Below are 12,626 nucleotides of genomic sequence, written 5' to 3' on the forward strand. Positions count from 1 at the left end.
GGGCGATGGGTGATGGCCAGGTCCTGGTGACGCGTGGAGAGACTCCCTATGAGGCTCGTTTGCGCCTGCAAAGGGAGGCGTATCAAGAGCCGCAGTCGTTTCACTCGGGGATTCCGAATAACCCGGAGCACAGTCGACGAGTTCTGGCCTATGACGTGGCGATTGGAGCAGGTGAGAGCGTGGATGATGTGACGTTCTATGCGTATTTGTGTCGGGTGGCGGATTGGCGGTTGGATTGGAAGAGGACTGATGAGGTCATAACTGGTCAAGATGATCAGGCTCCTGATCAACCAGATGAAGCGATTGAAACGTTTTATCTACAAGAGCAAGCCACTAACCGAAAATTAATCGATGCCACGATTGAATATCGAACTACAGGGACGCTACCTAGTTTGGTCGGGGACACTATGCCCTCTTTAGTAGGGGCCCAGACATGGGGCGAAGAAAAACTTGGCAAACCCATCCGCTTTGGGGGTAAAGCCTGATGCGCAGCTTATTCCAGTGTTTATTGATTGCCAGCTTGCTAGTGGCCAGTCATCAGTCTGAAGCGGACGAAATCTCATTGATAACAGTTCGCTGTTTTGCCAGCCCTGCTACGGCCGTTACTGCCAATATCCCTGTCAAGGAGGCGGCTTCAATGCCCACCAATACTCGCTACCGCGCCCCAACCATGTCGCCTCGCCTTGAAACCCTGGATGTGCTCAGCATTGGCGTGAGTCTGGATGTTTTTCGCCAGGGAGATATCTGGAAAACTTTGCAAGAGCAGAATGCGAGAGAGCCGGAGGCTCTGCATGTCGGCAGTATCCTGCCCATAGACCCGAAGAAATACCCGGTGACTGCCGATGATAAAAATATGGCTTATACAAAACGCAAAGCCGATGCATTGGAACTGGGATTACGCAATTTTTTAGAAAAGTGGCCAATTCCCACCATTACGGTTGTCCGTGGTTGGAGTCCTCAAACACCGAACCTGCGGTTCAGGCCTGAAAGAACCCAAGTAATGCTCACCAGTATGGTGAATAGTTACCGGACAGACTCGGGCTTACATTGGCATCGCATCCGAAATGTTCAGGATGGAATTGTCTGCAACGACACTCCTGAAGCATTGGTAGAAAACCTGTTCCGACTTTTCGAGCACAACCCTGATCTTCCTGCTGTTCTGGTTTATAGCGTTGAAGGCATCAATATGGCTGGCGCTCTATCAAGCAAGGACATTTCCTTAAAATCGCTAGGGGCTGTCGCGGGCCCACGCCAACCTGACAAACTCACCGACGCCATGGTCGCCTTAGTCGTCGGCCGCCCCGAACGTGTCGAGTGGCTGCGCTATTACGCTCCCTTCACCAAGGTCAACAAGAACAAGATCGATCCCGAGTTCACCGGTTGGGGCTGGCGTAAACCTGCTGTCGAATTCCAACCTTCGGAATTCATCCCGCAACCTTGGACCGAGCGTGCTTTTGAACAGTGGGATGCCTTGCCAGTACTGGCCCGGATTCATCGCCCGGTCACGGTTTCCCTGCAGCGCCCGGACAACGGCGAGCGCCTCAAGCGCGAAGCCTTGACCGCTCAACTGGCCGCTGGCTGGAACAAAGCCACTGACGCCGTTGCACCAGCGCCGGCCCGGGTGTTCTACGACGGCGGCCTGAACAGCACACCTCTGGCCGAGTTGCTTCCCGCGCTGATGGCTGCCCGCAGCTCTCTGGACTTGCTCGACTCCCGCGAGGGCTACGACCTGACCCAGCGCCTGGGCGATACCGGCGCCGCCTCGCCGTTCGTGGGTATCGCGCTGGCGACCATGGCCAGTTATCTGAATGCCGATACCAGCGTGGTCATGCCTCTGCGCCGTAAGGACCAAGCAACCCTTATCACCATCACCTCGCCGACACCCGGGCAAAAGCCCGTTGGCAACAAATTTGGCATCAACCTGATGCCCCAAACCGCCAGCAGTGATGACGGTGCCTCGGTAAACCCTGCGCCGGCTGCTCCTGCCGCATCGCGGATGCCGGTTGTGGAAGAGGACTACACGCTGGAAGAGTTTCTGGCCGAGCTGAGGCCCAAGGACAATTGGATGGATGACCTTTAAGGTCGCTAAGGAGTGGGCATGGAGATTATTCGACTTGGGGACAGTACCAGTCATGGCGGTACTGTGATTGAGGCATTCAGCCAGACCGACTTGAACGGGAAACCCATGGCGGGTGTCGGGCACAAGGTTGTGTGCCCTCTGTGCAAAGGGGTGTTTCCTATTGCAGAAGGCAGTGCCCTGTTGGATGTCGGTGGTATTGCGGTGGCCCTTGACGGTATGAAAACCGCGTGTGGCGCCAGCCTGATCGCGAGCGGTCCCAAAGCAAGCGCGGCGCGTTAGCCGGGTATCGGCGTCGAAGTGTTCAAGAGCGCAGGGGGGCTGGCGCTGATCGATGAGCCACGGTCACGGCTTCTCAGACCGTGCCATGGAGTGCCGTGGCGCTTGCCTTCTACTGAGCTGGCCGCTCAATGGGTCATGCGTGGTAACGATGCCAGGGATGAGCATTGCGATTGTCGTGCGAAGTCGATCCCGTGATGCTGCAGGCAGGCGTCTTCATAGGCGATCTGGTCATCGTCTGCGATCGAGCAAAGGTAGGCGTCTATAGGTTCGAAGCGGCACTCTGGCGCTATATCAACCGAGAAGAGCGACAGGCTATGAGTCACTGAACAGTGGGCACCCAACTGTTGCAGTGTCTTGATGATGTTGGCTTTGTCCTGTGCATTTTCAGCGAAGACTCTGAGGGTGGAGTGGCCTCCTTGTTGAATAACGACGGTAGCGATCAGCTCGTTGTTTTCCTGTCGCGTATCAATCAGGTCGCCTTTGCTGAGTCCATAAATGTAATAGGGCGTGTTGTCGACGATGTAGGTCGTTTCGCCTTGTTTGATGCCCCAAAGGGATTCGGCAGCGCAGGGTGGGTAACCGTCATCGTCCTGTTTCAGGAGGATGGTGATCTTGTGAAAGACTTCTGGGTGATGCTGTTTCATGCCCATGGGCTCCGCCCGCTCGAACGTGTCCGAGAGTAGTGATAGCTGATTCGCGCCGAAGAATACCTTATTCAATCGCTCCATCAGGACAGATTCCAGCGACTGTGTGGGGGGCACTTCAATGGTGCTCCTGAAGAATCCGGGGTCTTGAATCGCAGCGGGGTCCAGCGACTGCGTTGGCCATCACAGGGGGGCGCACTTGGCGTTTGAATAATCTCGGGAATAATGCTGTGATTGCGCCCGTCGCGCCCCCGGGTGGCCGCGCTTTTTTCAGAGATTCAGTGAAATGGATAGCCAAGCAATGACAACCAGGACGTCGCAGCTGCCTCCCGGCAGCGATAGGCGCGAGCGCCTGGAAGGTATCGCAGCCCATGCCGCGCTGGTGTTGGAGACCAACAACCTGCGTGGCGGCAAGGATGCACAGGAGGCCTTGAACAGCCTCAAGCGGCTGATCGCACGCCTTGCCCGGCAGAGTCTGCCACCCCAGAGTTTTGCCCAGTGGGTCATCACCCACGATGGCCTCGATCCTGTGGCGCGCCAGGCCCTGTGTGCACTGGCCGGACGGGAACTGGACTTTGTCGAGATCGATACCCTCACCGGTTACTACGATGCCAAGAATGTCGGTTTCGACGCGGTCGACCAGGGGCGCTGCCAGTACGTGGTCTTTGCTGATGCCGATTGCATTCCCTGTAGCCATTGGCTGGAGCAGTTGCTCGTGCCTTTCGCCGAGGACGACGCGCCGTTGGCGGTTGCCGGGCGTACCAGTTATGCGCCCAGCGTCGCCGGCAGTGCCCTGACCGCCATCGACTTCATGTACTTCCCCAGCCCCTTGCGCCGCGGCGCCACGCGTAACTTCTACGCCAACAACGTGGCCTTTCGCTGTGACACCTTCGAGCAGTACCGCTATGAGCCTCTGGATGGCATCTATCGCGCCCATTGCCAGGTCATGGGCCTGCGCCTGCAAGCGGCGGGCGTGGCGGTGGTCTATGCGCCAGGCGCCCATACCGAGCATCGACTGCCCGACAGCCAGGGCGAAGTGCTCAAGCTGCGCTGGCTCAGGGGCGGTGACAGCGTCGGCCTGACCCCCTATCTGGTCCGCGCCTATATGCCGGGCTGGCTGCAGTGGCTTGGGCGCAGTGGTCCGATCGGCCCGCTGTGCGTGATGCTCGGGCGCCTCGGCTACAGCCTGCGGGCCCTCAACCATCAGGACTTGCCGCCCTTGCGTGGGCTCCGACGTCTTGGGGCGACGCTGGTGGTCATCGGCATGTCGTTGCTCGACACCGCTGGCGCTGTGGTGCGTGGCATGGGCATCAGTGTCGGGCGCCGCAGCGCCGGTCACAGTGAAGCCTTGTCGTATCACCGCAACCTGGATTGATCCCCGTCGTGCCGTATCGTCGCACGCCGCCTGCGTGCCCACAGGACTCCCCCATGAAAACATCTTCGCTCGCTTCATTCGGCTACTCCCTAGCCTGCCTGGCACTGTTGGCATTGAGCGGCCAGGCCAATGCCGCGCCTTCCGAGTTCAGTGGTCGCGGGGTGTTTCACTTCGCCTCGGACAGTGGCTGCGCGACCGTCACCCGCAGCACCGACCGCGACTGCAACCGGATTGCCCTGGATGTGGCAGATGCCCGGGCCAGCGTCGACCCGCAAACCCACGCCATCGTGATTGGCGCTGACGACCACCATGACAGCAAGACGGTGATCGGCGACGTGCTGCTGCACGGCAGTGGCATCGCCGCCGATGGCCAGCGCGTGCCGCTGAGCCTGCAGGTGCTGTTGCGGCGCTCGGGCACGAAGTGGAAGTCCGACACCTATGTGCACTCGCCCGTGCGCGGCAAGTTCAGCGACATCGTCCTCGACCCCTATCAGATCAGCGTCCGCGAAGGCACCGGCGAGCGAGTGCTGTTCACCGCCGAGCAGGCGCGCAAGGTCCTGGCGCAGCCGTCAATCGCCGCGCGAGTGGCCAGTTACTTCGTGGTCGTGCGTCCCAGCGATGCCCGGAACCCGGCGGCCGACGACATCACCATCGGCCTGGGTGTCGGGCGGCTGTCCAAGTCAGTGATGCGTGCCAGTTTCAGCGCCACGCAACCGGGCACTGGCGAGCTGGATGCGTTGCTGGCAACGGGCACCTGGAACCTTAACCTGCAGGCCCTGAGCGGCCAGATTCCGTTGTGGGTGGTTCAGCGCCAACTGTTCGTGTTCGGCCTTGAGGACAGTCCTCTGCTCAAGGAGGTGCGCCAACGCGGCCTGAACAAGCGCGACACCCTGGAATTGGGCGCGGTCAACGGCAAGGGCTACCTGCGTTACAACGGCCATGAACAACCCTTTGCCAATGCCGGGGCGTCCGGAACGGCCTTTATGCGTGACAGCTTTATCGGCCTGATCCTGGCCTGGCACCGCAGCCAGCAGGTGGCCACGGCATCCGCCACTGCCCCGCAGCCCGCGCAATGAGTGGGGGTGAAGCGGTCGCCACCGAGGCGGACTTCAGCTGCCTGAGCATGCCTCAGGCCCAGGGCCTGGGGGCGGTGCAGGCGCGCCTGGTGGATCGCATCAAGCGCGCTGCGCTGCGGCGCCTGCACCGTAGCCCCCGCGGGGAGCGCTTGTTGTTGCGCATGTACCTGGCCGGCGAAGACGCCACCGAGCGCACGCTGCTGGAAGACTTGCTCCCCCAGTCACCGCCCTGGCTCGAGCGTCAGGTGCAACAGCACCTGGCCGATGAGCGTCGCCATGTGACGCTGTTTGCCGACGCTTTGCGCGGCCTGGGCGACGACGGCTCGGTGCGCCTGGAACCGGACTGGCTCAGCCGGCGCAAGATCCGCCGCTGGCAGCGCCTGGCCCATCGCTATGCGGCACATTTCGAGCATGGCCTGCTGGTGCCGGCCTACGCCACCGGGCTCTGTGCCGAGCAGATGGCCCAGCGGGTATTGAGCCGCCACTGTGCGGTGATAGGCACCGGGCATGAGCTGTATCCGTTGCTGTCGCGGGTCCTGGCCGACGAGAAGGCCCACGTGCGCTTGTGCGAGAACACCTTGCGCCGCATTGTCGCGCCCCATGAGTCTGTACACCTGGACCTGTTGCTCAAGGACATTCGCGCAGTGGATGCCAGTTTCGGCGTGACCGGTGCCCTGGCCATGTACGTCGCCGGTTGGTTCCTGGGCGGTGTGGGCAGCGCGGCCCGATGAATAAACGGATTCTTTACCTGGCGACCGCCGATGCCCGTGGCCACCTGATGCGCGCGCAATTGCTGGTGCATGCCCTGCGCGAGGCGGGAGCCCAGGTCGAGGTGCTGACGACCTCGGAGCAGGGGCAGCACTTTCTGCAACGTTTCGGCATCGAGGCCGAGCTGCTGTCCAGGCACTATGCGGTGCAGTTCGACAGCGAGCAGAACATGCTGCGCCACGCCACCAATCGCAATGTCGCCCATTACCTGTTTCGTCCCGGGCGGATGCTGCGGGACATTCTCCATCTGGGGCGCAGGCTGCGCAGTGTGGATCTGGTGATCAACGACTCCTTCCATCCGGCGCTGCTGTACATGGGCATGCTGCCGGGATGGCGACGCAAGGTCGTGCACGTGTACGGCGCGAGCCTCAAGGTGGCGTTGCTGAACAATTTCGCGGGCATGTGGCCGCGGCAGTTCGGGCGGTTGTTCGGCTGGATTGTCGACCGTCAGATCAACGCGGCGCGAGCCCGCATCGAGCATGATTTCGCCTATGAAGTGGACGACACCCAGGCGCCGTTGCTGTATCGCCTGCCGACTCCGGTGGCCCTGGCGGCGGTGATGCCGGAACCTGCGGCCCCCGGGGCTGCGGTGTACCTCAATCCGCATTTCAGCGAGCCCAGCCTGGCCGATGCCTTGGGTGCGGGCCTGGAGGACGCCGGCCTGGACGCGCATCGGGTGGGCGAGGGTTATGCCGGGCGCCACGGCTGGCTCGGGGTCGACCCGCACTGGGCCAGTCGTGCCGCCCAGGCCCGGCTGATAGTGTCAGCGCCGGGCATGGCGGCACTGTCCATCGCTCGGGTCTATCAGCGGCCGATCCTCCTGGTGCTCAGCGATCAGCCCGAACAGACCAGCAACGCGGCGCGTGCCGCCCAGCTACAGCTGCTGCATCGGGTGGTGACCTGGCGCGGCGACGCCGCGGACTTTCGCCGCCAGGTGACTGCGGCGGCGCAGCAACTGACTGCAGCGGCGGGGACCGAGTCGACAGCGGCTGCCGGTCGGGCGCGGGCCCAGGGGCGGATCGACGCCTGGGTCAGCCGCCTGCTCAGCCTGTGAACGCGCCGCTGTGGGCCGTGATCCACTCTTGCACCCACTAAGCGAGCAGCCATGAGCAATCCCTTGCCCAGCCCGACCCCGAGAGCCAACTATCGACAGACGCTGGTTGCGCTGCTGGGACTGTTGCTGGGCCTGAGCATTTTCATCGGCGTGCAGCGACTGATCACGCCGCGCTACACCTGGGTCACGCCGCTGGATGAATGGATTCCTTTCATTGCCCAGTCCTGGTGGCTGTACGTGCTGTTCTTTCCCTTCGTGCTGCTGGCGGCGACCTACGCCAGTGCTGAAGCGTTCAGGGTGTTCAAGAACGCCACGGGGATGGCTTTCACCATTGCCCTCCTGTGTTTCTGGCTGTTCCCCGAGCACCTGCCCAGGCCCGATCTTGGCAACCTCGACAATGCCTTTTTGCATCAGCGCCTGAGCCGCATGTGGCAGCTGGACCTGGCGTCCAACGGCTGCCCCAGCCTGCATGTGGCGGTAACGTGCCTGGCCTGCCGTGCGCTCTGGTCCCACCCCGGCAAATGGCTGATCGGCATCACCGGCCTGCTGATCTGCCTGTCGACCCTGACCCTCAAGCAACACACGCTGCTGGATGTCGCAGGCGGCCTCCTGCTGGCCCTGGCCTGCGCCCTGGCCACCCAACGACAAGGAAACCATGCACGTGTCCCAGCCTAATGCCCGCGCCGGCGACAATCAGGCGCTCAAGGCCTTTGTCCCGACCGCTGAGCTGTTTGTCCTCAAGCCCTGGATCGGGATGCTGGCGCTGCTCGCCGACTGGCTGCTGATCGCTGCCGCGTTCATCTGTGCCGCACGCTGGCCGCATCCCGTCACCTACCTGTTGGCGGCGCTGATCATTGCCCGCAGCCAGTTGGCCCTGGCGGTGATCATGCATGAGAGTGCCCACGGCCTGCTCCTGCGCCGGCAGGCATTCAATGATGGCGTGGGTCAGCTGTTGGCGGCTGGCCCGCTGTTTCTTTCCATGGCTACCTACCGCGCCGGCCACCTGAAGCACCACCGGCAGCCGATGCTGCATGACGACCCGGTGATGGCGGTGTTTGGCATGGGGGACTACCCGCTGCCTCGGGGCAAGCTGGCCAGGCGCTTGCTGGCGGACCTGTTCGGGGTGGGCTACTTCATCAGTGTCTGCAAATTTGTCCGGGGTGACTACCGCGCCATCATGCCCAAGGTCGACAAGTCTGCGGGGCAGGTATCCTGGGAGATCTGTTCAATGCTGCTGGTCAACGGCGTGCTGTTCGGCTTGCTGAGTGCGTTCGGGCACCCCTGGCTCTACCTGGGTCTGTGGTTGTTGCCGGCCATCACTTTGCTGCCCTTGATGGGCCGGGTCCGGGCGCTGATGGAGCACGCCGGCTTGCCCGCCCATGCTGACCAGAGCCAGAACGCCCGCAGCATCGTGCGTCCGAACGGGCAGACCTTCTTCTTCGGCCCCCATGGGATTCACTACCACATCGAGCATCACCTCTATGTGCGCGTGCCGTTCTACCATTTGCGCCGCCTGCATGAACAACTGGCAGCGCGGCAGTTGCTGCCTGCGGCGAATCTCTATGGCGGCTACATCGCGGTACTGCGGGATGTCAGCTACCCGGCGTTGAAGCCGCCGGCGGCCTGACTCTCTGCGACGTCCCCGGTCCCATCCCCCGGATGCTGATCGATGAACTCCCGCAGGTGCTGAATGCTCATGGGGCGGCCGAACAGCCAGCCTTGGGCGTACTGCACGCCATGTTTGCGCAAAATGTCGCGCTGGAGCGGATTTTCGACGCCTTCGGCAATCATCTGCAGGCCTAGGGAGCGCGCCAGTTCGATGATGTGCATCGTCACCAGGCTGGTGGGGGCGTCGGTGCCCAGGGTGTCGACAAACATCTTGTCGATCTTCAGGTAGTCCAACTCATAGGTGGCCAGGTACGACAGGCTGGAATGACCGGTGCCGAAGTCGTCGATGGCCACCTGGAAACCGTTGGCCCTGACCGCCAGTAGTACGGCGCGGGACTTGTCGGGGTCCATCAGGCCGCGCTCGGTGATTTCCACCATCAGGCTGCGCGGTCCCATGCCGGCTTCTTCGGAGAGTTTCTTCAAGCGCTGTTCGGCGTCCTGGGTCTTCAGATCTTCGCTGGAAAGGTTGATGGCGATGTGCAGGCGTTCATCGGCGCGCAGCAGTTCCGCGGCATCGCGCACCACGATTTCCATGACCCGGGCGGTGATGCGCTGGATCAGTCCGTTGGCTTCGGCCATGGGAATGAAGACACTGGGGCTGATCAGCTTGCCGCCCTGGGTGCGCCAGCGCGCCAGGGCCTCGGCACCGACGCAGCGGCCATTGTGCAAGTCGATGATGGGCTGGTACTCGATGAAAAACTCGTCGCGTTCCAAGGCCGCTTGCAACTCCCCCTTCAGGGACAGGCGGCGCCGGGCCAGATAGGCGACCAGAGCGGCCAACAGCAGGCCCAGCACCAGCCCCAAAGGCGCGATGATCAGCGCGAGGCGCCGTACCCGCTCGGCCACCACCGATGAGGATTGGGCGGCCAATGCCGCGGTTTCGCTGTTGGACGCCGGCACAATGACGACGAAGTAGCCGTCATCTTCGAATTCCAGCGCTTTGCCATCGCCGCTGTAGCGCTGTACCCATTGCTCCTTCACCACGCCGCGCTGGCCGATGATGCTGCGCAGCCGGGTTTGTAGGAAGGCGCTGGACACCGATGACTGCTGATTCAGCAGGTCCAGGGCAAAGTCGGGGTGAATGATGGCAGCGTAGTTGTCCCGGGCCACCAGGGTAAACACCTGATCCGGCAGACCGGGCAGATGTACTTTGTTCCAGAAGCGCAGGCCGCTGGGGTCCGGCCCCGAAAAAGCGCCCAGCGCCAGGGGTTCGGTTTGGGCTTGCAGGGTGTTGCACAGCAGCGTCGAGCCGGCCATGCCGGCCATGCCCACGATGTAGCGATAGCCCAGTACCAGTCTGTGCATGTCTTGGAGCTGTTGGCTGGAACAGAAGGCTTGAGGAGGTTGCTGGTTGAGCTGGCTGATGGCGGTATTGATCTGTGCGCGCTGCAGGCGGGCACGCTCCAGAACGTCGTTGGCCACCTCGTGCAACGAGGACATGACCGCTTCGCGGCCCTGGTTTTGGGCCAGGTAGAGGGACAGCGACAGGGGCGCAAGCAGTGCCAGCAAGCCAACGGCACAGGCCAGCAGGAGGACACCCAGCTTGTTCATTGAACGCTCCGTGACCCAATGACGGCCTCGTCAGTGCCTGGCGCGACCTTGATGACGTTCGGGAAAGCGGGCAGGAACCTGCCCAATGGCTGATGGGGTGCAAGTATAGAAGGCGCTGGGCAATCAATCGGAACAAGGCCATCGGACCCGCCATTGCAGCGGGTCCGACAGGCGTGTCAAAGCTTGGGCAGTTGCCCGATACGTCCGACCATTTCGGTGACGATCTGCAAGTCCAGGAGGAACTGGTCCACGGTCTTGAACTCGTTGTCGGTGTGGCCGGTGTACTTGACTTCGGGCCGCGCCAGGCCGAATTGCACGCCGTTGGGCAGTTCATGCACCGAGGTGGCGCCAGCGGAGGTGCCGAACTGGTGTTGCATGCCCAGGTTCTCGCTGGCCACCGCCAGCAAGGCCTTGACCCATTCGCCTTCGGGGTTGCGGTACATCGGCGCGGCGATGGAGGTGTCGAGCGTCACCGCCACCTGGGTCTTCTTGCTCCAGGCCGCCAGCTTGTCGGTGATTTCAGCCTTCAGCGCGTCCGGGGTCTTGCCCTTGGGCACTCGCAGGTTGACCGCCAGCTTGAAGGCTTTGTCATCCACGCCGACGAAGGTCGGGGACGTGGTCAGCGGCCCCATGAAGGCGTCGGCGAAACCGATGCCCAGCTTGTTCCCCAGGTAGTCCAGGCCCCAGTTGTCGGCGGCGTAGCGGGCACCGTCGGTGAACGCGTTGTGCTTGAGGGCGATCTTGCCGTCGAGGCTGTTGATGAAGTCCAGCATCCGCGCCACCGGGTTGACCCCGGACTCGGGTTCGGAGGAGTGGGCGGACACGCCGGTGACGGTCAACTGCACATCCTTGCCCACCACCTTGGCGCTCACCTGGAAGTTGCCGCCGTTGGCCTTGGCATAGGCGGCACCGGCTTGCTGCAGGCTGGCCACCAGTTCGGCGGGGGTGTCGGTCTTGAAGGTGGCCACCGAGGTGGAAGGAATCTGGTTGGTGGCCAGGCCACCGGTCAGCCCGGTCATTTCCGCGCCCTTGCCTTCGGCGGCACGCCGGGCAAAGGTCGCCATCACCGTGCCGTAGCCTTTCTCGGCGATCACCACCGGGTAGCCGCCATCCAGCGCCAGGTTGTAGTTGGGCGTCGGGTTGCGTTCGAAGTAGTAGGGGATGGCGTCGCCGCTGGTTTCCTCGGTGGTGTCCACCAGCAGTTTGAAGTTGCGCGCCAGGGGCAGCTTCTCTTCCTTGACGATTTTCATGGCGTAGAGCGCGACCACGATGCCGTTCTTGTCGTCCTCGGTGCCGCGGCCGTACATGCGGTCGCCGATCAGGGTGACCTTGAACGGGTCGAGGCGGGTGCCGTCTTCCAGGACCCAGTTTTCCGGGGTGACCGGCACCACGTCGGCGTGGGCGTGGATACCGACCACTTCGTCGCCGGTGCCGTCCAGGGAGATCTCGTAGACCCGGTTGTCGATGTTGCGAAAGTTCAGGTTGAAGGCCTTGGCCAGGCCCTGGATCTTCTCGGCGATCTTGAGAAACTCGGGGTTCTTGTACTGCGGCACACCGTCGATGTTGAAGGTGGGAATGGCCACCAGTTCACGCAGGGTCTCGGTGGCGGCCTTGCCGTACTTCACCCGAGCGTAGAGGCCTAGCAGGCGATGGATCTCGTTCTGCTGTTCGGCGGACAGGCTCTTGTTGTCGAGAAAGGCGCTGATGGCCGGGCCCAGGTTGGCGTCCTTGCCCGCTTCGCTCTTGGCCAGGCTGCCGAGGAACTGACGGAAGTCGCTGACCGAGTGGTCACTGAAGGACTTGAGGATGGCCGCGCTCTGTTGCGGGGTGATATTGGCCTGGGCGAAGCTTGAGAACGCGGACAGGCTGGCGAGCATCAGGGTGGCCGCAGCCAGGTGCTTGAGAGAAAAATCCATTGTTGAGGGCATTCCTTTGCAGGTTATGAGTGGGAAGTGTCTGATGTTTCAGACAGAAACGTTCCCAAGCTAACACTACGAAGGAGGGCGACGGGAGTCCCGGATGTGGGATCTGTCGCACAGAAAGGCAAAAGCGGCGCACAAACGAAAGATGTTACAGGGCGGGGAACAGCGGGCGCCTGGGTCGGCGCCCGCTGTTCCCCGCCCTGTAACAT

General features: G+C 62.4%; 12 protein-coding genes. 9 read left to right on the forward strand and 3 right to left on the reverse strand.

Going from position 1 to position 12,626, the window contains the following annotated elements; translation table 11 throughout:
* The 3 genes from J5M73_RS30470 to J5M73_RS30480 all read left to right on the forward strand — a co-directional run.
* A partial coding sequence (locus J5M73_RS30470; RefSeq protein ID WP_207816825.1) for a DUF3274 domain-containing protein occupies positions 1-485 on the forward strand: 485 nt, incomplete at its 5' end.
* Entirely contained in the window at positions 485-2,080 is a 1,596-nt protein-coding gene (locus J5M73_RS30475) for a DUF2875 family protein (protein WP_102863064.1), read from the forward strand. The genes J5M73_RS30470 and J5M73_RS30475, both read left to right, overlap by 1 nt.
* 18 nt (positions 2,081-2,098) lie before the next feature.
* Positions 2,099-2,359: a PAAR domain-containing protein gene (locus J5M73_RS30480; protein WP_102863065.1), complete on the forward strand. Its 261-nt coding sequence runs from the start codon at positions 2,099-2,101 to the stop codon at positions 2,357-2,359.
* A gap of 125 nt (positions 2,360-2,484) precedes the next feature.
* On the opposite strand, the gene J5M73_RS30485 is transcribed toward J5M73_RS30480, so the two are convergent.
* A complete protein-coding gene (locus J5M73_RS30485; protein ID WP_240322023.1) occupies positions 2,485-3,087 on the reverse strand; it encodes a DUF4265 domain-containing protein in 603 nt (200 codons plus the stop codon).
* Positions 3,088-3,304: 217 nt separating this feature from the next.
* On the opposite strand from J5M73_RS30485, the gene J5M73_RS30490 reads away from it, so the two are divergent.
* Genes J5M73_RS30490 through J5M73_RS30515 form a run of 6 tightly spaced genes read left to right on the forward strand, consistent with a single transcriptional unit; the run spans position 3,305 to position 8,903 of the window.
* The gene (locus tag J5M73_RS30490) at positions 3,305-4,378 is read left to right on the forward strand and encodes a glycosyltransferase family 2 protein (protein ID WP_243433995.1); all 1,074 of its coding nucleotides are present in this window, start codon (positions 3,305-3,307) and stop codon (positions 4,376-4,378) included.
* A 53-nt stretch (positions 4,379-4,431) separates the two neighbouring features.
* Entirely contained in the window at positions 4,432-5,454 is a 1,023-nt protein-coding gene (locus J5M73_RS30495) for a hypothetical protein (RefSeq protein ID WP_102863067.1), read from the forward strand.
* A complete protein-coding gene (locus J5M73_RS30500) occupies positions 5,451-6,185 on the forward strand; it encodes a hypothetical protein (protein ID WP_102863068.1) in 735 nt (244 codons plus the stop codon). The genes J5M73_RS30495 and J5M73_RS30500 overlap by 4 nt, the downstream gene beginning before the upstream one ends.
* Positions 6,182-7,276 carry a hypothetical protein gene (locus J5M73_RS30505; protein ID WP_102863069.1) on the forward strand — a complete coding sequence of 365 codons (1,095 nt, stop codon included), beginning with the start codon at positions 6,182-6,184 and terminating at the stop codon, positions 7,274-7,276. Before J5M73_RS30500 ends, J5M73_RS30505 begins: the two co-directional genes overlap by 4 nt.
* A 51-nt stretch (positions 7,277-7,327) precedes the next feature.
* A complete protein-coding gene (locus J5M73_RS30510) occupies positions 7,328-7,951 on the forward strand; it encodes a phosphatase PAP2 family protein (RefSeq protein WP_102863070.1) in 624 nt (207 codons plus the stop codon).
* The gene (locus J5M73_RS30515; RefSeq protein WP_102863562.1) at positions 7,938-8,903 is read left to right on the forward strand and encodes a fatty acid desaturase family protein; all 966 of its coding nucleotides are present in this window, start codon (positions 7,938-7,940) and stop codon (positions 8,901-8,903) included. Before J5M73_RS30510 ends, J5M73_RS30515 begins: the two co-directional genes overlap by 14 nt.
* Here J5M73_RS30515 and J5M73_RS30520 read toward each other — a convergent pair.
* Both J5M73_RS30520 and J5M73_RS30525 read right to left on the reverse strand, forming a co-directional pair.
* Positions 8,873-10,495, reverse strand: coding sequence for an EAL domain-containing protein (locus J5M73_RS30520; protein WP_102863071.1), 1,623 nt, complete (start codon positions 10,493-10,495; stop codon positions 8,873-8,875). The genes J5M73_RS30515 and J5M73_RS30520 overlap by 31 nt on opposite strands.
* A 176-nt stretch (positions 10,496-10,671) precedes the next feature.
* The gene (locus J5M73_RS30525; RefSeq protein ID WP_102863072.1) at positions 10,672-12,411 is read right to left on the reverse strand and encodes a dipeptidase; all 1,740 of its coding nucleotides are present in this window, start codon (positions 12,409-12,411) and stop codon (positions 10,672-10,674) included.
* Positions 12,412-12,626: the final 215 nt, after the last annotated feature.

The organism is Pseudomonas sp. 50_B (assembly GCF_017491625.1).
Taxonomy (GTDB): domain Bacteria; phylum Pseudomonadota; class Gammaproteobacteria; order Pseudomonadales; family Pseudomonadaceae; genus Aquipseudomonas; species Aquipseudomonas danubii.

What these genes read in the sequence shown, in the direction of transcription:
- J5M73_RS30475 (WP_102863064.1), top strand. Translation starts at nt 485, where the DNA reads ATGCGCAGCTTATTCCAGTGTTTATTGATTGCCAGCTTGCTAGTGGCC.
- J5M73_RS30480 (WP_102863065.1), top strand. Translation starts at nt 2,099, where the DNA reads ATGGAGATTATTCGACTTGGGGACAGTACCAGTCATGGCGGTACTGTG.
- J5M73_RS30485 (WP_240322023.1), bottom strand. Translation starts at nt 3,087, where the DNA reads ATGGAGCGATTGAATAAGGTATTCTTCGGCGCGAATCAGCTATCACTA.
- J5M73_RS30490 (WP_243433995.1), top strand. Translation starts at nt 3,305, where the DNA reads ATGACAACCAGGACGTCGCAGCTGCCTCCCGGCAGCGATAGGCGCGAG.
- J5M73_RS30495 (WP_102863067.1), top strand. Translation starts at nt 4,432, where the DNA reads ATGAAAACATCTTCGCTCGCTTCATTCGGCTACTCCCTAGCCTGCCTG.
- J5M73_RS30500 (WP_102863068.1), top strand. Translation starts at nt 5,451, where the DNA reads ATGAGTGGGGGTGAAGCGGTCGCCACCGAGGCGGACTTCAGCTGCCTG.
- J5M73_RS30505 (WP_102863069.1), top strand. Translation starts at nt 6,182, where the DNA reads ATGAATAAACGGATTCTTTACCTGGCGACCGCCGATGCCCGTGGCCAC.
- J5M73_RS30510 (WP_102863070.1), top strand. Translation starts at nt 7,328, where the DNA reads ATGAGCAATCCCTTGCCCAGCCCGACCCCGAGAGCCAACTATCGACAG.
- J5M73_RS30520 (WP_102863071.1), bottom strand. Translation starts at nt 10,495, where the DNA reads ATGAACAAGCTGGGTGTCCTCCTGCTGGCCTGTGCCGTTGGCTTGCTG.
- J5M73_RS30525 (WP_102863072.1), bottom strand. Translation starts at nt 12,411, where the DNA reads ATGGATTTTTCTCTCAAGCACCTGGCTGCGGCCACCCTGATGCTCGCC.